The following is a 22632-nucleotide window of genomic DNA, read 5'->3' on the forward strand; positions in this document are numbered from 1 at the left end:
TGGTGGGTTATGTCAACACAAATGGAGGAGTACCAAGACTTTAAGTTAAAAAACAATGCTTTCAGGCAGTAATCACAATCTGCCTGTGTTCCTGATCAGGCTCTGCCATGTCTGTGCAGGGCATTCATAAGGTTCTTGTGCTTCTTTTTCTTCCTTTCCGGGTTGCTGCTTTTTCCGGTGTATTGGCTGGCAATTTCCTTTTCAGCGGTTTTCAGGCTGGCTTCATCAGGCTTGATTCTTTGCAGGTAGCGTCTGCCTGCGCCTTCCTGGATGTTTAGCTTTCCTCGCAGGGCGGCCATTTTGTCCATCAGGTTTTGGGCCTCAAGAATGCAGTTTTTACTCTCATCAAGACTCTGTTGGGATCGTTTTTCAATATCCATGATTCATCCGGAATGGGTATACCTCTATTTATTCTAGGTTCTTGTCTGTGAAATTGCGTACTTCTCTCAGTGGCATAGCCGTTGATTACAGGTAAAATGTTCGTGCCAAGTCCTATATAGACCCAGAACGAGCTCTTATGTCATACGCTCTAAAAAGCCTTGAGCGTGAAAACAGTCCTGAACCGTTGGTTAGTCTGGAAGCCTTCGGTGAAGAGTCTGTTTTCACTATAAAAAGAAAACGTGGCCTGATTTTTTACTTCGTTAGCCTGCTTTTTTTCTGTACTTTGTCGTTTTCAGCCTGGGCTGATGACAGCAGGCTCAAGTCGGACTCCAGTTATTTCAAGCCTCTTAAAATTGCTTATACGCAAGACTCTCTGCCCTGGGCTTTCACCAATGATGCCGGTGAACCGGACGGTCTGATACTCGACCTCTGGCGGGAGTGGTCTGAACAGGTTGGCGTGCCCGTCAAGTTCTATCCCATGGCTCGACAACAGGCGATCGATCTACTTAAAAATAATGAAATTGATGTCATTGCTCTGCTTGGGTCGGCAGATGAAGTCACCGAAATAGGTGTTATGACCCGCGAGATCTTCCAGAGTCGCAGGGCTTTGTTTATCCGCAACGACATTACCCCAAAGCCCATTGAGGAGCTGTTGTCAGAGCATCAGGTGGCCATTCTGGACAATGACTATCTGAAAGACAAGATCATTAAGCGGTTTCCTGATGTCCGTCTGAAAGAGTATGACAATCAGCATTTAATGATTGACGACATTGCTGCCAGGAAGGTGACGCTGTTTGCCGGTAATGCAGATGTATTGGGGTATTATCTGGAAAGTCGGGGGGTCAGCTCCGAATACTCGCCTTATGCATCGCCTTTGAATACTTCTGTTTCACTTCTGGCCGGGATTAATAAAAAACGTTCTGCCCTGGGTTCTATCATTGAAAGCGGTATGGAAATGATACCGCAGGACCGTAAGAGTCTGGTATTCGAGAACTGGCTTGGGAATGATAGCCAGACTTCTGGCAAACTGGTTATTGCTCTGGAATCAGCCTCGTCGCCGCTGTCTTTTGTGAATGCGCTGGGTAAACCGGCAGGTATGTATGTAGACATCTGGCGAAAGTGGTCAGAAAAAACTTCTACGCCTGTTCGCTTTAGAATGGGAGAACAAAAAGAGATCATTCGGGCACTGAAGAGTGGCAAGGTAGATGTTCTCGGGAGCATTTCGCCCTCCCGGGCTCGCAGTGAGTGGATGCGTATGTCCAATCCATTCTATGGCATCAATTCACGAATTTACTATCGCAGTAACCAGACTCTCAATGATCTTGGGCCTGATCTGGAAGGCAGAAGGCTGGGCGTTGTCACAGACTCCAGTCATGAAGAATTTGTCGACAAGTGGCTTCCGGGGGTTATAGTGGTAACCCGTGATAATGTCATTGAGCTGATCCAGAGTCTGTTTAAAGGTGATATTGATGCGCTCCTGGCTGAGCCTGTGGTGGTTGAGTCTGCCTTGGGCGCTATGGGGCTGATCGGTGAACTCAAAAGTGGCAAATACTTCAATATGAATGAGGCGATTGCTGCCGGGGTAGCCGCCGATAGAACAGATGATCTGATTACTCTGGTCAACACTGGGCTGGGAGATATCTCGCCAGAAGAATACCGTAAGATTGAAGAGCGCTGGATTGTTAACAGTGATAACCGGTATTTTGGCAAGGGCGTTACCAATGTCAACCTGACCGAAGCGGAGCGTCGCTGGCTGGACAGGAATCGTATTATCCAGATTGATGTGCAGGCGGATCATCCTCCGTTCCTTTTTCAGGACGAAGAAGGGAATTATCAAGGCATAGCCGTTGATTATATTCGTCTTCTTGAAGATCGTCTGGGTTTAACATTCCGTCTTAACCCCTCCAAGGTCTGGACCGAATCTCTGGGTCGTGCCTATCGTCACGAAACCGATGTGCTCGGCATGGCACAGAAGACAGACGAGCGCAGTCGTTATCTGGACTTCACCAGCCCGTTGTTTAAGGTGCCTTCCGTGATTCTGGCCAGAACCTCGGATAAAACCATTGAAAATATTCGGGATCTGAGAGGACACGATGTGGGTTATGTGCCTGGCAGTGCTTCTCTTGATTATTTCAGAGCGAAAAATTCCGGTATTAATTTCAAGCCGGTGGCCAGTCTCAGTGGTGGTATCAGTCGGGTTTCCAGCGGTGCTCTGGATGCGGTGATTGCCGACATTGCAGCTTCCAGTTTTGAGCTTGATCGACTCAAAGTCACCAATCTTCGCGTGGTGGGTGAGGCAGGTTTTGAATATGAATATGCTCTTGGTAGTCGCAATGACTGGCCCATGCTGGGTTCCATTCTACAGAAAGCGGTTGACAGTTTGACTGAGGCAGAGAAGTCGCAGATTAACAGTCGCTGGGTCTCTATTACTGAGCTGAGGTGGCAGCCTAACAAGGAACTGTTTATCGGGCTGTTACTGATTTTTGTGACGCTGATTCTCATTATTTATTGGAACCGAAGGCTGACTCTGGAAATCGGTGAAAGGGAGCGTGCCGAAGAAGAGTTGAAAGCCCGTTCAGATCTGGACCGCCTGCTCAGTGATATTTCCAGAAAGTTCATTAACAAACCGCTTGAAGAGGCCGTTCAGTACTTCCTTCGCAAATTGGCTGTCTTTATGAGTTACGACATAGCTCTGGTTTATTCGAGAACGGATGGACATGCAGCCATTGAACATTTCTGGTCCGACAGAAAATTTCTGAAAATGGCTGACCTGAATGAGTTGCTCCGGGGTGCTCTCAGTCAGGGAAGCCAGCCATCTGAAGATGGTATAGCAACAATGAAATTGAGTGTTGATAGTGAACAGTTAGCCAAAAGCGAATCTTTGAGAAGCATCAGTAAGGACGGAGTGGTAGCAGGGATTCATGTGGCCATGAGGCTATTCGCTGAAGAGATAGGTGGGGTCATTTTTCTCAATCGCCAGACCGAAGACGAACTGTTGAGTGATGAAGTGGATCTCCTGCGCAGGGCCAGTGAACTGGTGGCTGTTGCGCGTTCAAGACAACTCTCCGAAGATGCCCTGAGGTCCAGTGAAGAGCGCTATCAGCTGGCGATGGATGCTGCTTCCGATGGTCTCTGGGACTGGGATGTCGCTAATGAACGTATCTATTTCAGTCCCCGATATCAAAGTATGCTCGGCTATGAGGCCGGAGAGCTGATAAATACCCCAGGGGGCTGGCGTCGGCTGATCCACTCAGATGACAAGATTGCAACCGTAGATTTCTTTAACGACCAGTTTGCTCACTCGGATAAAGCCTTCGTCTATGAATACCGGATCAGACGCAAGGATGGCAGTTTCGCTACGGTCAGGAACAAAGGTAAGGTTGTTTTCCGGGATAGTCGTGGTCATCCATTGCGAGCAGTGGGCACCATGGTGGATATTACCGAGCAGAAAGAACGTGAGCGTGAACTCTCAATGGCCCGTTTCACGCTGGATCGGGCTGCTGACTTCATTCACTGGTTCCGCCATGATGGCAGCCATAAATATGTGAATGAGTCTTCTTGCCGCGCCCTGGGCTATACCACCGCACAGGTGATGGAACTCAGCATCATGGATATCAATCCTGCGGTGACGGAAACTTCCTGGGAGCGGCTCTGGGATCAGCTGACCATGCGCAAGGCAATGACTTATGAGACCCTGCGCAAAACCCATGATGGCAGGGTTTTCCCGGTTGAAGTGACGGCGAACTATATGGAGTACGAAGGCGAAGGTTATCTCTCTGCTACCGGGCGTGACATCACCGACCGCAAGCACGCTGAAGAAACGCTTCATAAAGCCAAAGAAGCCGCAGATCAGGCTAACCAGGCGAAAAGTAACTTCCTGGCCAATATGAGCCATGAAATCCGTACGCCAATGAATGCCATTATTGGCCTGAGCCACCTGGTGTTGCAAACAGATATGTCTGACAAGCAGCAGGATTATGTCACCAAGATCCAGTCCTCTGCCCATGCTCTGCTAGGCATTATTAATGACATCCTTGATTTTTCCAGAATTGAAGCCGGAAAGCTCAATATGGAGACCATTGACTTTAATCTGGAGGATGTTTTTGACAATGTTTATGACATTACCAACGTAAGGGCAGAAGAGAAGGGGATTGAACTTGGCTACGATATTGCGCCGGATGTTCCGGACCACCTCCGGGGTGATCCTCTGCGTCTTGGACAGGTATTGATTAACCTGATTCACAATGCTGTGAAATTTACCCACGTTGGGGCTGTCAGAATTTCAGTAAGACTACTGTCGCTTAATTCAAAAACTGCCAGAATCTGTTTTGAAGTACAGGATACCGGTATCGGTATCAGTCCTGAACATCAGGCCCGACTGTTTGAGTCTTTCTCTCAGGTTGATGGCTCCACTACCCGTAAATTTGGGGGTACGGGTCTCGGTCTGGCCATCTGTCGAAGTCTGGTCAATATGATGAATGGTGATATTGAGGTGGAGTCCGAAATTGATCGGGGCAGTACCTTCAGATTTGATGTTGAGCTGGGTCTGGGTGTACCGATTGGGCTTAATGATCAGGCGCTGGTCGGCACACGAGTGCTGGTCGTCGATGACACTGATGAGGCCCGGAAGATACTGGTTAGTCAGCTCAACAGTTTTGGCTGTGAAACTCTGGAAGCCTGTGACAGTTCAACGGCTCTGAATATCCTGAGAGAGCACAATCTTGACTCGAATAATCCGGTTACTGTGACTCTGTTGGACTGGCGAATGCCAGATACCGATGGCATTGAGCTGGCAGAGCAGATCAGAGCGATGAATCTCGACTCTGCACCCGTATTGATCATGGTTTCAGCTTACGGTCGTGAAGAGGTCATGATCAGGGCTTCTGGCAGGGTAGACGCTTTCCTGATCAAGCCTGCCAGCAGCTCTGTGTTGATAGAAACCATTCTTCGCACCCTTGATTATAAAAGCTCGGGTGGCGGCCGCAAGGGTATCGACAGCAGTGCCGGCAAGCAGACGTTGAATGGTGATATTCTGCTGGTGGAAGATAATGAGATTAACCAGCAGGTAGCCCGTGAGCTGCTCGAAGGTATGGGGCTGAAGGTGACCCTGGCAGATAATGGTCAGGAGGCTGTAGATATTCTTGAATCCAAAGCTTTTGACCTGGTCTTTATGGATATTCAGATGCCCCTGATGGATGGTTATCAGGCAACCAGAGTCATACGACGAAATTCAGGTGATAAAAATTTGCCGATTGTTGCCATGACGGCCCATGCTATGACCGGTGACCGTGAGCGTTGCCTGCAGATGGGGATGAATGATCATATTTCCAAACCTTTGAATCCTGCTGAGTTGCAGGAAATGGTAGGTCGCTGGCTTCAGGTGCCTGAACGAGGAAAGTCATCCAGCCTCGCTGCAAAGGGTGCATCAGAGCAAAAAGCGTTTGCAGAAGATCTTGAGAAACTGGAAGGCATTCATCTCCACAATGGTCTGAACCGGGTTAGAGGAAATGTCGATTTATACCGGCAGTTGCTAGTGAACTTTTATCTGGATCAGAGAGAAGACTTGCAAAAGCTCTTGAATTGTCTGGATAAACGGGATTGGCAGGGTGCCCGTTTTATTGTTCATGGCATTAAGGGGGCTGGAGGCAGCCTTGGGGCAGAACAGTTGCATATTACTGCGGCTCGTTTGGAGGCAGCCTTGAGAAACCGGGATGAATTGCCTTCAAAAGCGTTGATTGAAAGTTTTGAGCATGCCTTTAACAAAGTGATGGAGAGTCTTAAGCAGCTGGTCGAGAACGGCCCGGAAGAAGAAGTGATAGGCGAAGGGATGGTTGAGGTTGAACGCTTGTCCTTTCTGATGAGTTCCATGATCACTCAACTTCAGGAAGGCGATGTTTCTGCATCAGAGTCTCTGTCTGAACTGGTTGGCGGACTGAACGGTAAGGTTGACAAACAGAAACTGGACAGACTGCAGAAAAGCATCAGAGTCTATGATTTTGAAGTAGCTGAGCAGATTCTTGAGGATTTTCAGTCAGAAATCGAGCATTAAGAAAATGCAGCAATTCCCGACGATTGAATTTATAGTCGGTTCGTTACTTTCAAAGTGCATTTTGTTGACGCGATATTATTGGCACAGCACCTTATAAAAGGTTCTTTGAAAAACTTCCCACAGGTGTATTCGCTTAATGATAAATGCTTTACTCACTTTCGCTGAGTACCTGACCGCGCAAGTGCTCAACCATATTAACCGAGTCAGGATTGAAGGCGGCCTTTAAGACCGGAATCGCTAATCCTGGCTGAGCATCACCACAGACAAAGATATCGAACGCCGCGAAGTCCCTCTCTGGCCAGGTGTGCACACTGATATGCGACTCAGCCAGTATTGCAACGCCAGAAATGCCGCCATTGGGCTCGAAGCGATGAAGATGGATATGCAACAAGGTAGCACCTGCCTTTGCAACCGCATCACGCAGTGCTTGTTCCATCAGAGCGGGGTGATCCAGCTTTTCAGCTCCCCAAAAGTCGAGGATCAAATGCGTGCCCGCAAAGGTTATCCCATCACGGGTAATAAAGTGATCCGCCTGTTCTTCACCAGTGATGGAAGTATGGTCGTGGGTGGGCCAACGCCCATCATGCGCTATGGAAACAGCTAATTCAGCAAAAGATCCTTGAGTAACGGAAGATGTCGCTAATAAATTACCTGGTTGATATAGATCTGGACGTCTCAATAGACCAGGATCCCCTGATGGGTTATGTCCTGACTTTCTTCTCAATCCAATAATACATTCCGGTAACAACGGGAGAGCCGGAAGACCCAAACCCAATGTCGCCGCTAACACCTGACTGGTATGTCTTATCCAGGCCTGCTTGATAAGTTTTGAAAGGTGGAACCAGGTTTGAGTTATAGCCTGATTCAAAATAGAGAAGCCAGCACCTAAGCCTACTTTTTCCCATGTGGCTAACCTTTCCAGTCTTTGTGACTCTGCTGTTTCAATATTATTCATAAACATAGCGCCCGTATCACCTGCATCAGGAATGAATGCGGGTGATGAACCGGGTGTTGGCACAGAAGAATCACACTTAACATCAAAACCCGCCCTGGCCCATGTGCGCACTGGGGCAAATCCTGTTCGATAAACCTTTTCAAACAGAGTCGTACAACTGTGTTGATCAGTGTCGTCTACGGATATCCAACCCCATGCCTGCTCTCTGTTTTTTAATCCAAAGGGTCCATTAACCATTTTGATATTGGAACAGTTATTACTGCCAAAAACGTCACCCATATAGTGATAGGGATCTGCTGGATGAGCTGAGTCAATGGATAGATCATTATCATGCTGATCAACGACACTGTTACAGGTAGCATCGACAAAGCTCAGAATATTTTCTCTGGGCCATAAGTTCATGGAGAACAACACACTACGGCTTTGTTGCGATCCAGGTAGTGACCCGGATCTGGGTGTGTCAGTTTCAGTGGGTACAGCTATGACGGTTTTAGTGTTTTTCAGGGTCAAGTGTACTTGCCCTGTTTGCTCAAAACATTCAACATTCAATGCAGCGCTTTGAATGCCTGTTAATTTCTGTACGTCTTGCAGAAGATCAAATTCAGAGTGCATAAATCGATAGATGAAATTTGCCTCTGTTCCCCTGCCATCATAACAGGCACAACCGAGATATATCGGTTTGATCCCCATTTCGTTATCTGCAGGAACCACTACCACTCTGATGTTGTCTGCAACGAAAATACCCGCGCCCCTGAGATCCATAATGCCTGTCGGTGAACAACGCAGTGTGGTCGGGATTGTATCGGACTGTCCCGTGGCAGCTGTCGCTGTTGAAACGCTTTTATCCAGAGGGTTTCTGGAATTAATTTTGATATTCGCCAGATAATACACAGAATCATGATGAGGTGCCGACATCACAAAATGATTCTGTAGAACTCCCTCAATCACAAATTCTGGCAGAATGTCTGCACTGTTCCCCACAAAAGCTGAGTTATCCGGCAGATGAAAACTGTTGATTCTTTTGCCATCGCCAGTTATGAATTCTGACAGTGGTAATTCATAGACGGCGGCTTGTCCCTTACCGGGTGATCGTTCTGCATCAAAGATAAACAATGTTGGATTCGAAGTTTCAAAAAACTCATGACCCGGTTTTTGTGTTGACGCAGATATTTTTATTATCTTGATTGTTTCAGGAATTGGCTCAGACATTGGGGGAGAAGTTGGGGGAATGCCTGAAGAAGCGTCTGAAGAAGTTCCTGGCGAAGATGTTGACAGAAATACCTGATTGTTCTTCTCCCTGATAAGCGCCTTAAAAGCAGGTAAATGGCGACTGCACACATCCCTGTCGACACTACGGGTCAATTCAGAACAACTTGAAACCTCTCTAACGATGGAACTGTCCGTTGAGCCACCTGAGGGCAAAGCATGACAAGAGAGGGCATAGATTGCTGAAAATATCACGACCCCTGACCCGGATCTGGAAATGTTCATAACTGCACTCTGCCTGATTTTTAAAAGTTAAAACAAAAGCATCCGTGCCGTGACAATTCATTTTAAGGGCGCTACTCATCCTAGACCGGAAATTTCATAAATAAAGCTAAAACGTTTTCCAAAACGATATGAAATTTACATCTTTGGATTGTTTGTTTATTGCAGCCGGTAGCGCTACTTTAAAACACAGATTACCGGCTTGTGGAGGTTTCAGGACAAACGACAATGTTTTATATTATCGATGGGTTATTCGTCGGGAATAGCTCAAGGGAATGAATGCTCAGTATTCAGCTGATGGTGTTCTGAGCATCTGAAGCCAGAGGTACCTCCTGTTAATGTGCAGGTACCCTGGTTTAAGTACTCAACCCTACGAAATCATACTTTCTGACTCATTGTTCAGGCACTCTGACTGCGTTGCAACTCTGGTCACATAGCTTGCTATGTTCCCGTCATTGCGCCTTGCAGAGCACCTGCCCAATAAGCCAGAAATATTCGATTCCGTATGGCTGAGTACTTAGAGTTCACTGGCAGTTAGACACTTTTTAAAATTGCAGTTCCTGTTTGGGATCCACTTCGTAAGGCAGTGGCTGACAATTGAGTTTTTGTCCTTCACCGCCATCCAGTCGAATATCATTTTTCTGGGCGGATTCAACTCGAATCACCGCCAGCAGCTCTGTTCCCTGTCCGGTTTGAACGCTTTCAATCACTTCACCTATAGCTTTGCCTGTGCTATTGAACAGGTGCGTATCAGGTTCCAGCCTCAGCTGTTGGTCTGAGCTGAGGCGATAGCAACGACTCTTAAGCTGCCCCAGATTTTGCATGCGGGCAACTATTTCCTGGCCGGTGTAGCAGCCTTTTCTGAAGCTGACACTTTTCAGTGAGGGCAGGTTGAGATGCTGCGGAATGTAATTATTTGCGGTTTCCGGTGACAGGCAGGGCTCGACTGCGAGACAGTCCAGCAGCTGCCAGTGCTGATGCCCTGCGGGTGAGAACTGCTCAGTGAGTTTGTCCCAGAGTGTTGCCAGATGCTCGAAGGTAATCCAGAGTTCAAAACGATTCAGGCTCCCGGAAACATTCAGAAGCCAACCCTGCTGATCAATATTGAGCGCGCTGTTGCCATCGGGAACATCATTAAAGAGACTGGCAATTTTCTCTTCAACAGCATTTCCGGAAAGCCCCAGACAAACATACTTCTGGTCAGGGGTCAGTTCGGTTTTATAAAAAACAGCGTATTTTCCCAGGCCGGTCCGGGTGCTCTCAACCAGCCCCTGATGCATAGCCATCATAAATTGATCTTCACCGGCCATGAGCAGTCTGAAGCTGGTGAACATTCTACCTTTGGGGGTGCAGGCCGCTCCCCCGCAAAACTGGTCAGTCGCAAGCGTATCAAGATTGCAAGTGAGTTGTCCCTGGAGAAATTTCAGACTATCCGGGCCAGAAACCTGCAAAAGTGCTTTTTGATCCAGAACAGATAATATCGGGCTTTCCGGTTCGGCTGCTGGAGAGGCCTCACCAAAGTCAAGCAGTTTGCCGTTTTCATAACGAGCGCCCCGTTCAGTAAAAAACTGTTGGAATCTTTCTTCTTGATCGTTAGTCATGATCCATTCTCTGCAATGTTTCGAAAGTATGCTGATTTCAGTATCCCCGCTGGCTGGCAATGGATACAGATAAGGGCGGGTGAATGTTAGTCGTCATAATATAGAGTATTCAGGACTCTAACTAAACCGTATAATACTCGTCGCTGGAAACAAGATGCTTGTCCTGTCTACTTTTAGACAGGCTTCTGGTCCTGTGACAAGACTTTCTGTTCCTGTTTATCGAACTCAATCAAGGGAGTATTGCGATAATGTTGAGCGCTGATGATTTCAGACGCCTGCAATGGCACAGTCGACGCGGTATGCTGGAGCTGGATGTCTTGCTCGAGCCCTTCACCAATCAGGTTTTTAAAAAACTCTCTGTGGAAGATCAGTCTGTCTACTTGAAATTAATTGATTGCGAAGATCCGGACCTGTTTGCCTGGTTTATGGGAGAAGGTCGTCCTCAGGACCCTGGGCTGGCAAGTATGGTGGACAAAGTTCTGCAATATGCCCGTAGTGGTTTAGCGAGTGGTTTGAAGAATGCGGTTAGCATCCAATGATACTCTGATTGAAGTGCGGGCAGGCCTTTCTGTTCGTCACTTCATACTGGCTGTTTTCTGTTATCTGCTTGCCAGTCTGGCACTGTTTTTCACCTCTCTTGATTTTACTTACTCCCTGTTGTTTTTTGCAGGCCTGAATGCCTATGCCATTCATTATTATCTGTTGCGGCTAAAAAAGAGTATTGGCACTATCGTGCTGGCTATTCGCTGGCATGGAGATCGATGGTTTATCGAGACTCATAAAGGTTGGCAGACATGCCGACCAAGGGGGGAATGGCTGGTATTGCCATGGCTGATGTGTCTGAGATTTCGTGGGGAGGATGAGCGAAATTATTCAGTGAATTTTTTCAAAGACTCTGATCACCCTGAATCGCTGCATGCTTTGAGGTTGCGCTTGCTGTTGATGACTGAAGGAAGAAATTGACAGCCACTGAATCATAGGGGGCTATTCACCGAACAGGTTTCGCTGGAATCTATAATGTTGTCTCTCGAGTCGACGATCCTGATACTTGACTATCATTATTGCAAAACCCATGCAACCTAGACCAATCGCGACGACTAACGCCAAAGCACAATGGATTGAGCAGGCAGGTTCAGGTTTTGCCAGATTTCCGTTTCTGTCTCTATTTCCATTTCTGTTTACATATTCAGTATCGGTCTGAACTTCAGTGAGCTGATGAATTCCATCGCCATCAATCCTGTACTCCAGCAAATATCCGTTTTCGTCACTGAACGAAAAGTAATTCGGCTCCAGGTCAAGACTTAACGTTGCCAGAGTCATCCCGTCTTGATCTTTGGTAATAATCTCTGTACCAACATTTTCAGGAATGGCCGCTAAGGCGTCTGGCAGTATATCTCTTGTTGAAGAGGATATTGATAAAGACCGGATTGGAGAAGGGTTGATTGTTGTATACGTCATTAGACCAGTGTCAGACAGGGTAACCGAGGTTCTTTCAGCCCTTGCTTTCCAAACGACTTCAATCGAATAATCCAGCTTTTTTTCCAAGCTTAGAATAGGTTTGAAGGGCTTAAACTCACCCCTTTTTGGGATCAAACCCTCTGGCCCGGTGTTATTATGGGAAGTCAAGTTAGCATTTATAAAAGTATTGTTTGAAGACTGGCCTGAATGAGGTGTTAGAATCGTGCTATTAGTGTCAGTAGCGTTGGTGACTGAAACCGGTAAGTCAGACTTATTTAAAACGTTCTGCAAACAGATCGGCGCAGCCGATGGACTGGAAACAGCTGTATCTATAACACTGTCTTCACTCTCTTCATAGTAGCCAAGATACAATTTTGAGGAATCGACCGGGTTTTCAATTAAAACCAGATGGAACAAAACCTCCTGTAATGAATGCCCCCTGAGTGTGTAGTAAAGAAAATCAGACTCCTTACTTTGAAAGCGGACTTTTGACTCAATTTTGTAAATTGGCTGACTCCCCCGCATGGACCTACCCAGCGGGTTTACGGAGACAGATATTTTTTTAGAGGTAGTCAGGGAGTAACCTTTCAAGAATTTTGTGAGTTTAATTCTGGCTCCTGATGCTAATGAATTTATGTAGTTTGTTAGCTTGTGAGTGCCTCCTGAAGAGCCGCCATCTCTTCGCGCTTCCCTTTTGTCCCTTTCAGAAACAACGTCACCTTCTTCATTAACGTCGTACTCATAAGAGTCGTATGGCAACAAACTATTTGCTCCGATCTTATCATTCCCAGCCCAAAGAGAAGAACAAAAAGGGAGCAGCAGAGCCAAAAGCAGGCTTGAAAATATCTTCATAAATTATGGTAACCAGCTGAAGAGGTTAAAAACCAAAAGAAAAAGTTGTTCGCCGGAAACAACAGCTGACCCGGATGCTCAGACTGGTGGGAAGCTTAGACAGCATATTTTTACTTGTCCAATAAAGAAGTCGTCGATTGCATGAATGGTACTCGTGTTTATTTCAGGTTGCGCTTAGTATTGATGAATGCCGGTGCTTCCGTGCACCAAACTATCTGTTAAATGTCGTTAAAAAAGCTATTACAGTAGAGACTGCCATCAGTGCTGCAACTGGAGCAAATGAGAAGCGTATAAAAAAACTCAAGGATTTGCGTAAGGTCTCTTCTCCCAATGATTCTCATAATAGTGTATTAATGCGAGTGCACCGACGTAGAGTAATAGAAGCCCAGCAACCACTGAGCCAACCACGATTAGACTGGTATCATCAGGTCCTTCTTGAGAGGTGAAAACAATTCTGCCTTGATTCTCATATTCAGTTTCGGTATGAATTTTAGTGAGCTGATGAATCCCGTCCCCATCAATCCTGTACTCCAACAAATATCCGTTTTCATCACTGAATGAAAAGTAACTCAGCTCCAGGTCAAGGTTTAATGTTGCCAGAGTCATCCCCTCTTTATCTTTGATAATGATCTGTGTGCCGACATTTTCTGGAATGGCCGAGGCGTCTGGCAGTATTTCTCTCTTCGAAGAGGCTATTGATGAAGACTGTGGTGATAAAGACTGGGTTGGTGAAGGGTTGATTGTTGTATACGTCATTGTACTGGTGTCAGACATGGCAACAGACGTTATTTCAGACTTTGATTTCCAGACGACTTCGATTGAATAATCCTGCTCCTTTTCCAAACTTAGAATGGGTTTGAAGGGCTTAAGCTCACGTCTTTTTGGCATCAGACCCAGCGATCTGGTGGTGTTGTGGGATGTTAAATTAGCATTTATAAAAGTGTCGTTTGAAGTCTGACCTGAATGAGGTGGTAAAACCGTGCTATTGGTTTCAGAATCATTGGAAACCGGCGTTTCAGACTTATTTAAAACGTTCTGCAAATAAATGGGTGCAGCCGTTGAACTGGAAGTAGCTGTATCAATAACAATGTCTTCATCCTCTTCATAGTAACCAAGATGCAATTTTGAGGAATCTTCCGGGTCTCCAATTAAAACCATATGGAACAAAGTATTCCGTAATAAATATCCCCTGAGTGTGTAGTAAAGAAAACCAGACTCTTTACTTTGAAATTGGACTTTGGACTCAATTTTGTTTACTGGCTGACTTCCCCTCAGGGACCTGCCTATCGGGTTTACGGAGACAGATATTTTTTTAGAGTTGGTCAGAGAGTAACCTTTCATGAATTTTGTGAGTTTGACTTTGGCGCCTGATGCTAATGATTTTATGTAGTTTGTCGCCTTATGACTGCCTCCTTTGTAGCCGCCTCCTTTGTAGCTGCCTCCTTTGTAGCCGCCTCCTTTGTAGCCGCCTCCTTTTGAGCCGCTTCCCTTTGAGCCGCCTCCAGAGGATCCACTGCCCCTTCGCGCTTCTCTTCTGTCCCTTTCAGGAACAGCACCAACTCCTTCGTCAGCGGCGTATTCCTGAGGATCGTATGGAAACACACCGTCTGGTCTGATCTCATCATTCACAGCCCAAAGAGAAGAACAAAAGGGCAGCGTCAGGGATAAAAGAAGGCTAGAAAGTAACTTCATGATTTTTACAAAGCACCTGAAGGATAAAAAATCAAAGAAAATTTTATTTTCCGAACATAATAGTTTTGTCAGGTGTTTATGGTAGCAGGAAAATTCGATATCACATTGTTATCTGTCCAATCAAAATACATGAGCACTCTCTCTGGTTGTACGATATTCCAAACCACTACAAGCTCTGCGGAAAACGGTTTACAGAAATTCCAGTAGCCATATTGTCTCGCTCTTCTGAGCGGATTGTTTAGCAGAACGACATTGGTATCAGGGTCAAAAATTATTGTCCTGAATGTGCATACGGGAGGAAATGGTTGGTTTTTCGACATAGCCATCTGCACAAGGTAGACGCTGTGTTTAGTTATTGATGAACGCAGCGACGAATATCTGCTTATATTGCTGCCATAACGAATACTGGTGTTTCACTGCTCCAAACAATCAGTTAAATTTCGTTATAGAGGACATGAAAGCTGTAATTGCCACTAATGCTGCAACCGTTGGCAAAAGAGAGCGTATAAATAAACTCAGGGTCTTTTTATAAAGGCACTTCATCAAGTCTCGCAGGGGAACGATTCTTACGATGGTTTATAAATGCTGCCAAACCAACACAGCCTAATCCAAATGCGACAAGTCCGGCAATAAAATTACGCATGATGTCAGGCTCAGGTTTTTCCCGATCAGGATTAGACCCGTTTTTTTTCACATATTCAATATGAGTTTGAATTTTAGTGAGCTGATGAATCCCGAACCGATCAATTCCGTACTCTAGCAAATATCCGTTTTCATCACTGAGCGAAAAATAACCCGGCTCCAGATCAAGGTTTAATGTTGCCAGAGTCATCCCGTCTTTATCTTTGATAATAATCTCTGTGCCGACATTTTCGGAAATTTCTGCCAATGGGACTGGCTGTATTTGTTTTGTCGAAGACAATATTGATGAAGACTGGACTGGTGAAGGGTGTATTGATGAAGACACGGTTGCTGAAGTACTGGCTGCTGTAAACGTCATACTACTGGTGTCAGACATTACAACTGACGTTATTGCATCCTTTGATTTCCAGACTACTTCGATTGCATAATCCTGCCCTTTTTCCAGACTTAGTATGGGTCTGAAGGGCTTAAGGTCAGGCTCTTTCGGCATCAAACCCTGTAACCCGGCGGTATTCCTGGAAGTAAGATTGGTATTTATCAAGGTGTCGTTTGCAGACTGCCCTGAATGAGGTGGTAAAACAGTCTTATTGGTGCTGAATCCATTGATTTTGGAAGCCGATGTGTCAGACTTTTCCAGAACGTTTTTTAGAAAGATGGACGCAGGAGTTGAACTTAAAACAGTGGTATCAATAACACTGTCTTCATCCTCTTCATAGTAACCAAGATACAATTTTGAAGAGTCTTCTGGTTCTTCAATTAAAACCAGATGGAACAAAGGCTCCTTTAATGCATACCCACTGAGAGTGTAATAAAGAAAATTAGACTCTTTATTCTGAAAGCGAACTTTGGACTCAATTTTGTTTATTGGTTGACTCCCTTGCATGGTCTTAGCCAACGGATTTATGGAGACAGATATTTTTTTAGAGGTGGTGATCAAGTAGCCATTCATGAATTTTGTGACTTTAATTTTGGCTTTATGATTATATGGCGGCAGGCCGTCGTCAAAAATTTCATTATTCGCAGCCCGGAGAAAAGAGCAAAAAGGCAGCATCAAGGCTAGAAACAGACTTGAAAGTATCTTCATGAATTATAAAAACCATCTTAAAGGATAAAAGCCAAAAACAAAGGTTGTTTTCTGGACGCAATAGCTTGCTTGAATGCCAAGAGCAGAAGGAAGCTTAGGCAGCACATTTTTACCTGTCCAGTCAAAACCCTAATGAAAGATTACGAAACGGACTGATTAAAGTTCATTGTGCCACAGCAGGTAAATAGTTGAGTACTTATGTTCTTTATTTTTTAAAAATATGATCGATCGCACAGTGATGGTCAATATTGGTCTATCCTTGTTCATTCGCAGGTTGGGTTTGCCTTGAATTGCAACTGAATGGATTGTGACTCTTGTCACTTTGAGCTGGCTTTCGGTGAGTATTTCAGAGTGTTGTCCAGATTGTAATTTTTTATGCCTGGCCACGGTGGGCAGGAGCAAACCTGGTGTATTGAGTCATACCGATTGTGATAACAAAATGACCTCTATCGATAACTTACCTTCTGCTCCGGAACTCTCCAGTGACTTTATGCATTTTATGGAGCACGACCGCATGCAGGCCTGGGGTGTGCATGATTGCCATGCCAGAGCGTTCTATATGAATGAGCACTCTCTTCGGTTGTACGGTATTCCACGCCGCTACAAACTCTGTGGAAAACGGTTTTCAGAGATTCCAGCACCCATATTCTCTCGCTGTGCTGACCAGATTGTGGAGCAGAACAACATTTGTATCAGGGAAAAAAAAGAGATTACTGTCCTTAATGTGCATCCGGGAGGAAATGGCTGGTTTGCCTACATTTCCAGGAAAAAACCTCACTACAACCATCTGCACCAGGTAGACGGTGTGCTCAGCCATGGTTATTCGGTGACGCAGTCATGGATGAAAGCAGCCATGAACATCCGCTGTCTGATGAAGCTGGACGGTCGAGCCAGAGGTCAGTCAACATTTCGTGTGGGTGTCATGCCCAACCTGAGTCCCAGAGAGTCCGAGGTGTTGTTCTTCCTGATCTGTAATCAGCAGATCAAGCAAATTGCCGGCATTCTGTCACTGTCTGAAAACACTATCCGGTCCCACATTGAGCATCTGAAGAAAAAGTTTGATGTGCATTCCATCGCCCAGTTGATAGAGGCAGCGATTTCTGTGGGCTTTCATGACTTCCTGCCTCCTACTTTACGTCTCAGAGAGCTGTCTATGATTATGGCTAACGATCGGTGATGCACCTGGAGCCTGACCGGGCACAGACTGTCCTACGCGGCAACTGCTCCTGCGTTGCCGCGTAGGACAGTAGTCCGAGAGGCTTTTTGACGGGTGCTATTCTGAAACGGGCTCCCAGAAGCGGATAGATGATATGTGATGCTTTTTTGCAGACCTATTGAGATTAAGTTAAGTCATTTTTTTGCAATATTACTGATGAATTTTTCAGAGAGTTAGCTATGGCTTTGTCCCAGAAAAAGGTAATAGCGATTACATCAATGGGCGGACTCCTTGAAGCCTTCGACTTTACTGTGTATGCGTACATGGTAGTCTATATCTCTCAGGTTTTTTTTCCAGCTTCTGGTACTACCAGTTCACTCATTAATACCTTTGTAACTTTTGCGTTTGGGTACATTTCCAGGCCACTTGGGGCTATCGCCTTCAGTCACTGGGGAGATCGCCATAGCCGTAAATCCAGTTTTACGGTCACCATTCTCTTAATGGCTATCTCAACATTATTGATTGGCCTACTACCCGGTTACGCTCAGTGGGGGCTGCTGGCACCTGTACTCCTTGCTGTTTTACGTTTTTTGCAAGGGTTTTCTTTTGCAGGTGAGCTCTGTGGTGCTTTCGTTTATCTCTATGAAACTGTCCCTGCTCAATCAAAGGGTTTTGCTGTCAGTATCCTGAGTGCAACCACTATGACTGGAACTCTTCTGGGTATTGGCCTGCAAGGGGGTCTTGTTTATCTGTTGACGGTGGAGCAAATGATTGATTGGGGCTGGCGAGTGCCCTTCATACTGGGTGGATCTCTTGGGGCTGTCAGTTATGTCGTCAGAAGACATTTTGTGGAGCCGGAAGCTTTCAGGCAGCTGTTGGCTCGGGGTGAAGCAGAGAGAGTGCCAGTGCGCACCCTTTTCAAGCAATACAAGTCAAAAATTTTTACCGGGTTTCTGCTGGTTATGCCGGTGCTGGTTGCTGTGACAATCCTGGTACTGTTTATGCCTGGCTATCTGACAGGGCTGCTTGATTATTCGGCCAGAGAAGTGGCGGTGGCCAACGGGATCAGTATGTTTGTCGGAGTGCCTGTGTGCCTGCTGACGGGCTGGCTGGCTGATCGGTTAGACAGGCGCTATCTGATGCTGGGGTCTTCTTTTCTGATCGTTGTGATGGCCTGGCCACTTTTTCATTGGTATGCTTCTGGCGATGCGAATCTGCCGGTGACTGCTCTCATTGGAGCCATCTTATGGGGAAGTATTGATGCTATTTCCTTTTTGTTGCTGGTATCGGCCTTTCCAGTAGGCATTCGTTTTACCGGAGTGGCTTTCGTTTACAACATAGCTGCCATGATTTTTGCCGGATTTGGCCCGGTTATCTCAATGGGGTTGATTCGAGTGACAGAGTTGCAGGCAGCTCCAGCATTTTACCTGATGGTCGCTGGGGTTGTCGGCTGTCTTGGGGCGATGCTGATAGCGCCGGAACAGAGAAGGAACCATGCTCCTGTTTCTAAAGAGCCGAAACCCGGGGCTTAGAAAATGTCTGGCCTGCGAGTCTGTGGATTTCAGCCCTTTGGAGGTATTAAAACTTAATTGCGTTTTCCGGCACAAAATTTTCCGGTATCAGGGTAGTTTCCTTGCTGTGATCCTCTGTGAACGGGAAGTCCAGGTTGAAATGCAATCCCCGTGACTCTTGCCGAGAGAGAGCGCATTCAATAATCAATTCCGCAACCTGAGACAGATTTCTCAATTCAATCAAGTCATTGCTAATCTTGAAGTTGCTGTAAAAATCATGAATCTCATGCTGCAACAATCTGGATCGGTTTCTGGCTCTGAGCAGGCGTTTGGTCGTTCTGACAATGCCAACGTAGTCCCACATGAAGCGTCTGAGTTCGTCCCAGTTGTGTGAGATGACAACATTTTCATCAGAGTCGCTCACCAGACTGTCGTCCCACACCGGGATTTCAGGGCAGGGAGGTTGATCGGCGATGGTGCGGTTGATGTCTTCAGCGCAACTTCTGGCGCTGACGAAACATTCCAGCAGTGAGTTGCTGGCCAGACGATTGGCACCATGCAGGCCGGTAAATGAACATTCACCGATGGCGTAAAGTCCCGGAAGGTCCGTTTGACCGTTAAGGTCTACAAGAATGCCGCCGCAGGTGTAGTGAGCCGCCGGAACGATGGGGAGAGGTTCATGGGTCATATCAATCCCGTATTCCAGGCACCGCTCATAAATATTCGGAAAGTGGGATCTGATAAAATCCCGTGGCTTGTGACTGATATCCAGAAACAGACAGTCTGCACCCAGTTTTTTCATTTCATGATCGATGGCTCTGGCAACAATATCCCGGGGCGCCAGCTCGCCACGGTGGTCGTAGTCATCCATAAAGCGGGTTCCATCAGGGCGAACCAGCATACCTCCTTCTCCTCGAACCGCTTCAGATATCAGGAAGGATTTGGCCTTGGGATGGAATAGACAGGTGGGATGAAACTGGTTGAACTCCAGATTGGCAACCCGGCAGCCCGCACGCCAGGCCATAGCAATACCATCTCCGCTGGCACCATCGCTGTTAGTGGTAAAAAGATAGGCTTTGCTGGCTCCGCCACTGGCAATAGCCTGTGCACGTCCACGGAACAGTTTTACCTGGTCTGAACGAATATCCAGCACATAGACCCCGACGCACCTTTGCTCATCCAGGCCCAGTTTGTTGGTAGCAACGACATCGATGGCTAGGTGGTGCTCATAGAGATGAATGTTGGGTTGTTTTCTGGCTTTATCGATCAGGGTTTCTGAAATGGCTCTGCCGGTCGCATCGGCAGCATGAATAATTCTTCTGGTGCTGTGACCGCCTTCACGGGTCAGGTGAAAATTAAAGTTTTTTTCATCTTCTTCATCACGGGTAAAGGGGACACCCTGGTTAATCAGCCACTGGATGCTGGCATTACCCTGTTCTACAACGTGCCTGACAGTGGACTCCCTGCAGAGTCCTGCACCTGCAAGAAGTGTGTCTTCCATGTGTTTGTCCAGGCTGTCTTGTTGTGTGTCCAGAACAGCAGCGACACCACCCTGGGCCCCGGCTGAAGAGCCGGCCATTAGCTCACCCTTACTGAGAATGGCGACTTGAAGTTGGCTGTCCAGGTGCAGCGCTAGTGTCAGTCCCGCTGCGCCACTGCCAATGATTACTACGTCATAGTCAAGTATTGGATGCATGTATATTCTCTGATCCTTTTATAACAGACTGCTGGGTCTGTACCGGGAGTCTGTCACTGACAGACTCAGGTCTGAAAAATATTATGAACACGGGCAGGGAAATTATCCACTGGGCATCAATAGACAGTGGAGATTCCTGTGTCTGAAGCTGGACATAAAGTGAATATGGTCGTTTTACAGGTGAAACTGGAACTAAGAATCATGGCGGTTAAACTCACTTCCATCTAAAGCTGTGTCATAGGTTGCCGATGGTCTGTACGGAGAATATCACTCACCTTTGCAGTGAAAATCATTACGCTCCCTGAGGTTCGTAATGCAGTCTTCGCTTTTGGCGGTATATAAAGCAGACACAACGTACGGCGTTATAAAACACTGAAAAATCGGTATCTAGTATATAGAAATTATGGCGAGCACTATAGTACGCTGTGATAGTCCGAATCAGTTTTCAGCCGATACTGTGAATTTTTTTGAATGAGTTCGGGAACTTTCTGGCCAAAACATGGTCTATATAGAAGAAAATAGAGTTCACAGCACAAGCATGTGTTTGTGGAAAGGGGGGGAGTCTGGTCAGCCGGGATGCCGATTTGTGGTCGGTCAGCTGACTGTCTCATATTTCCATTCCTTTCCCTTTTGCCCATGTGTTTTCTGCAATAGTGGGAGACCCCCTCTATGGTAGAACAACCACAGGCGGACAAGCAGCTCGTTGAGCGCGTTCAGAAGGGCGATAAAGCGGCTTTCGATATGCTGGTTCTCAAGTATCAGCATCGTGTACTGGGTCTGGTAGGTAGTTACATTACTGACTATCAGGAAGTGCAGGATGTAGCTCAGGAAACGTTTATTAAGGCCTATCGGGCAATAGACAAGTTTCGCGGCGACAGTTCTTTTTATACCTGGCTGTACCGGATTGCTGTGAACACTGCCAAGAATCATCTGGTTTCCAGGGGGCGCAAGATTCCGGAGTCTGAGATTGATGTTCATGATGCAGATTTTCTGGACACTACAACGTCTCTTCGAATGGTTGATACCCCCGAGAGAAATCTTTACCGGGATGAGATTGAACGGGTTATCCATGATGTAATCCGTCGTCTGCCGGATGAGTTGCGAACGGCTGTCGTGCTGAGGGAGTTTGATGGTCTCAGCTATGACGAAATTGCTAATGTTATGGATTGTCCCGTCGGTACGGTAAGATCAAGAATCTTTCGTGCCAGAGAGGCGATTGATAAGGAAGTCGAGCCACTTTTGCGTCGCGGTCCATAACTGGCCGTTAAGGCCATGAGTGAAGAAAATGATTTCCTTATGGTGATCATTTTCGTGTTATGTTGATTGATATTGTTGATACTTGATGCATCGGGTATCAGACAGGTCGGATGACCGGAGGTATGCCTATGAGTGAGAAGACACCTCACAATCATGCCCAGGAAAGGTTGAATGAGTCACTGTCAGCAGCGATGGACGGTGAAGCTGGAGAGTTTGAACTGCGGCGGGTGCTTGATAATATCGGCAGCGATGAAGATCTACGGGGCAAAGCTCGCAGGTATCAGATAGCAGGTGACGCGCTGCGGCGAGAAACCAACGAATTTATGAATATCGATCTGTCAGCCGGTATTCGCGACCAACTGGAGGCTGAGCCACCTCATTCTCTGGCTAAAGAAAGATCTGTAACCGGTTACAGCGTCTTGAAGGGTGTTGGGCATTGGTGGTCTAAAGCGGGGCGACTAGCGGTAGCTGCTTCTGTTGCATTGGCTGTGTTGCTGGGTGTAAAAAATTACCACACCACTCCGGAAGCTTTACCTCTGGTCACATCGGTAACTGATCAAACGACACTGTTGCAGCCTGTGCAGATCATGCATAATGGCTATGGTGCTGCCGGGATCCAGGCGGGATACAACTCTCGTCAGCATGACAGCATTACCCCGGAACAACTTGCTCAGGCCCAGAGCCTAGCAGACAGGGCTATTAAGGAACGTTTCAGGGCTTATGCACTTCAGCATGCTGAAATGAGTGCCATGAATTCAGGACAGGGAATCCTCCCTTTTGCACGCTTGACCACTTTTGAATCACAATGAG

General features: G+C 46.6%; 14 protein-coding genes. 7 read left to right on the plus strand and 7 right to left on the minus strand.

All coding sequences use genetic code 11. The features are described from left to right. Nucleotides 1-95: 95 nt before the first annotated feature. The gene (locus ACO6VG_RS17735) at nt 96-380 is read right to left on the minus strand and encodes a hypothetical protein (RefSeq protein WP_317141800.1); all 285 of its coding nucleotides are present in this window, start codon (nt 378-380) and stop codon (nt 96-98) included. A gap of 137 nt (nt 381-517) precedes the next feature. On the opposite strand from ACO6VG_RS17735, the gene ACO6VG_RS17740 reads away from it, so the two are divergent. Continuing rightward, entirely contained in the window at nt 518-6430 is a 5913-nt protein-coding gene (locus tag ACO6VG_RS17740) for a transporter substrate-binding domain-containing protein (protein ID WP_422409032.1), read from the plus strand. Between the two features lie 148 nt (nt 6431-6578). Here the strand turns inward: ACO6VG_RS17740 and speD are convergent, their stop codons facing one another. Continuing rightward, nucleotides 6579-8876, minus strand: a complete 2298-nt coding sequence (gene speD / locus ACO6VG_RS17745) for an adenosylmethionine decarboxylase (RefSeq protein ID WP_422474976.1) — start codon at nt 8874-8876, stop codon at nt 6579-6581. 542 nt (nt 8877-9418) lie between these two features. Further along, complete coding sequence (locus tag ACO6VG_RS17750) at nt 9419-10474, minus strand: YgfZ/GcvT domain-containing protein (protein ID WP_422133526.1); 1056 nt, start codon at nt 10472-10474, stop codon at nt 9419-9421. A gap of 248 nt (nt 10475-10722) precedes the next feature. Between ACO6VG_RS17750 and ACO6VG_RS17755 the strand changes: the two genes are divergently transcribed. After that, on the plus strand, nt 10723-11013 hold the full coding sequence (locus ACO6VG_RS17755; RefSeq protein ID WP_422133527.1) for a succinate dehydrogenase assembly factor 2: 291 nt from the start codon (nt 10723-10725) through the stop codon (nt 11011-11013). Continuing rightward, nucleotides 10994-11437: a hypothetical protein gene (locus ACO6VG_RS17760; protein WP_422474978.1), complete on the plus strand. Its 444-nt coding sequence runs from the start codon at nt 10994-10996 to the stop codon at nt 11435-11437. Before ACO6VG_RS17755 ends, ACO6VG_RS17760 begins: the two co-directional genes overlap by 20 nt. A gap of 21 nt (nt 11438-11458) precedes the next feature. Here ACO6VG_RS17760 and ACO6VG_RS17765 read toward each other — a convergent pair whose 3' ends face one another. The 3 genes from ACO6VG_RS17765 to ACO6VG_RS17775 all read right to left on the minus strand — a co-directional run bounded on the left by ACO6VG_RS17765 (nt 11459) and on the right by ACO6VG_RS17775 (nt 16202). Then, entirely contained in the window at nt 11459-12694 is a 1236-nt protein-coding gene (locus tag ACO6VG_RS17765; protein WP_422137843.1) for a hypothetical protein, read from the minus strand. A gap of 390 nt (nt 12695-13084) precedes the next feature. Next, nucleotides 13085-14476: a hypothetical protein gene (locus tag ACO6VG_RS17770; protein WP_422474980.1), complete on the minus strand. Its 1392-nt coding sequence runs from the start codon at nt 14474-14476 to the stop codon at nt 13085-13087. A 526-nt stretch (nt 14477-15002) separates the two neighbouring features. After that, a complete protein-coding gene (locus ACO6VG_RS17775; protein ID WP_422133531.1) occupies nt 15003-16202 on the minus strand; it encodes a hypothetical protein in 1200 nt (399 codons plus the stop codon). 439 nt (nt 16203-16641) lie between these two features. Between ACO6VG_RS17775 and ACO6VG_RS17780 the strand changes: the two genes are divergently transcribed. Together ACO6VG_RS17780 and ACO6VG_RS17785 are read left to right on the plus strand one after the other, a co-directional pair. Beyond that, a complete protein-coding gene (locus ACO6VG_RS17780; protein ID WP_422133532.1) occupies nt 16642-17379 on the plus strand; it encodes a helix-turn-helix transcriptional regulator in 738 nt (245 codons plus the stop codon). Nucleotides 17380-17597: 218 nt separating this feature from the next. Then, nucleotides 17598-18890 carry an MFS transporter gene (locus tag ACO6VG_RS17785; protein WP_422474983.1) on the plus strand — a complete coding sequence of 431 codons (1293 nt, stop codon included), beginning with the start codon at nt 17598-17600 and terminating at the stop codon, nt 18888-18890. A gap of 46 nt (nt 18891-18936) precedes the next feature. Here ACO6VG_RS17785 and nadB read toward each other — a convergent pair whose 3' ends face one another. Continuing rightward, complete coding sequence (nadB, locus tag ACO6VG_RS17790; protein ID WP_422474985.1) at nt 18937-20565, minus strand: L-aspartate oxidase; 1629 nt, start codon at nt 20563-20565, stop codon at nt 18937-18939. 669 nt (nt 20566-21234) lie between these two features. On the opposite strand from nadB, the gene rpoE reads away from it, so the two are divergent. Then, nucleotides 21235-21822, plus strand: a complete 588-nt coding sequence (gene rpoE / locus ACO6VG_RS17795) for an RNA polymerase sigma factor RpoE (RefSeq protein WP_422133535.1) — start codon at nt 21235-21237, stop codon at nt 21820-21822. 128 nt (nt 21823-21950) lie between these two features. Beyond that, on the plus strand, nt 21951-22631 hold the full coding sequence (locus ACO6VG_RS17800; protein WP_422409019.1) for a sigma-E factor negative regulatory protein: 681 nt from the start codon (nt 21951-21953) through the stop codon (nt 22629-22631). Nucleotide 22632: the final 1 nt, after the last annotated feature.

Source organism: Endozoicomonas sp. ALB032, assembly GCF_049310125.1.
Lineage (GTDB): Bacteria > Pseudomonadota > Gammaproteobacteria > Pseudomonadales > Endozoicomonadaceae > Endozoicomonas_A.

What these genes read in the sequence shown, in the direction of transcription:
- ACO6VG_RS17735 (WP_317141800.1), bottom strand. Translation starts at nt 380, where the DNA reads ATGGATATTGAAAAACGATCCCAACAGAGTCTTGATGAGAGTAAAAAC.
- ACO6VG_RS17740 (WP_422409032.1), top strand. Translation starts at nt 518, where the DNA reads ATGTCATACGCTCTAAAAAGCCTTGAGCGTGAAAACAGTCCTGAACCG.
- speD (WP_422474976.1), bottom strand. Translation starts at nt 8,876, where the DNA reads ATGAACATTTCCAGATCCGGGTCAGGGGTCGTGATATTTTCAGCAATC.
- ACO6VG_RS17750 (WP_422133526.1), bottom strand. Translation starts at nt 10,474, where the DNA reads ATGACTAACGATCAAGAAGAAAGATTCCAACAGTTTTTTACTGAACGG.
- ACO6VG_RS17755 (WP_422133527.1), top strand. Translation starts at nt 10,723, where the DNA reads ATGTTGAGCGCTGATGATTTCAGACGCCTGCAATGGCACAGTCGACGC.
- ACO6VG_RS17760 (WP_422474978.1), top strand. Translation starts at nt 10,994, where the DNA reads ATGCGGTTAGCATCCAATGATACTCTGATTGAAGTGCGGGCAGGCCTT.
- ACO6VG_RS17770 (WP_422474980.1), bottom strand. Translation starts at nt 14,476, where the DNA reads ATGAAGTTACTTTCTAGCCTTCTTTTATCCCTGACGCTGCCCTTTTGT.
- ACO6VG_RS17775 (WP_422133531.1), bottom strand. Translation starts at nt 16,202, where the DNA reads ATGAAGATACTTTCAAGTCTGTTTCTAGCCTTGATGCTGCCTTTTTGC.
- ACO6VG_RS17780 (WP_422133532.1), top strand. Translation starts at nt 16,642, where the DNA reads ATGACCTCTATCGATAACTTACCTTCTGCTCCGGAACTCTCCAGTGAC.
- ACO6VG_RS17785 (WP_422474983.1), top strand. Translation starts at nt 17,598, where the DNA reads ATGGCTTTGTCCCAGAAAAAGGTAATAGCGATTACATCAATGGGCGGA.
- nadB (WP_422474985.1), bottom strand. Translation starts at nt 20,565, where the DNA reads ATGCATCCAATACTTGACTATGACGTAGTAATCATTGGCAGTGGCGCA.
- rpoE (WP_422133535.1), top strand. Translation starts at nt 21,235, where the DNA reads ATGGTAGAACAACCACAGGCGGACAAGCAGCTCGTTGAGCGCGTTCAG.
- ACO6VG_RS17800 (WP_422409019.1), top strand. Translation starts at nt 21,951, where the DNA reads ATGAGTGAGAAGACACCTCACAATCATGCCCAGGAAAGGTTGAATGAG.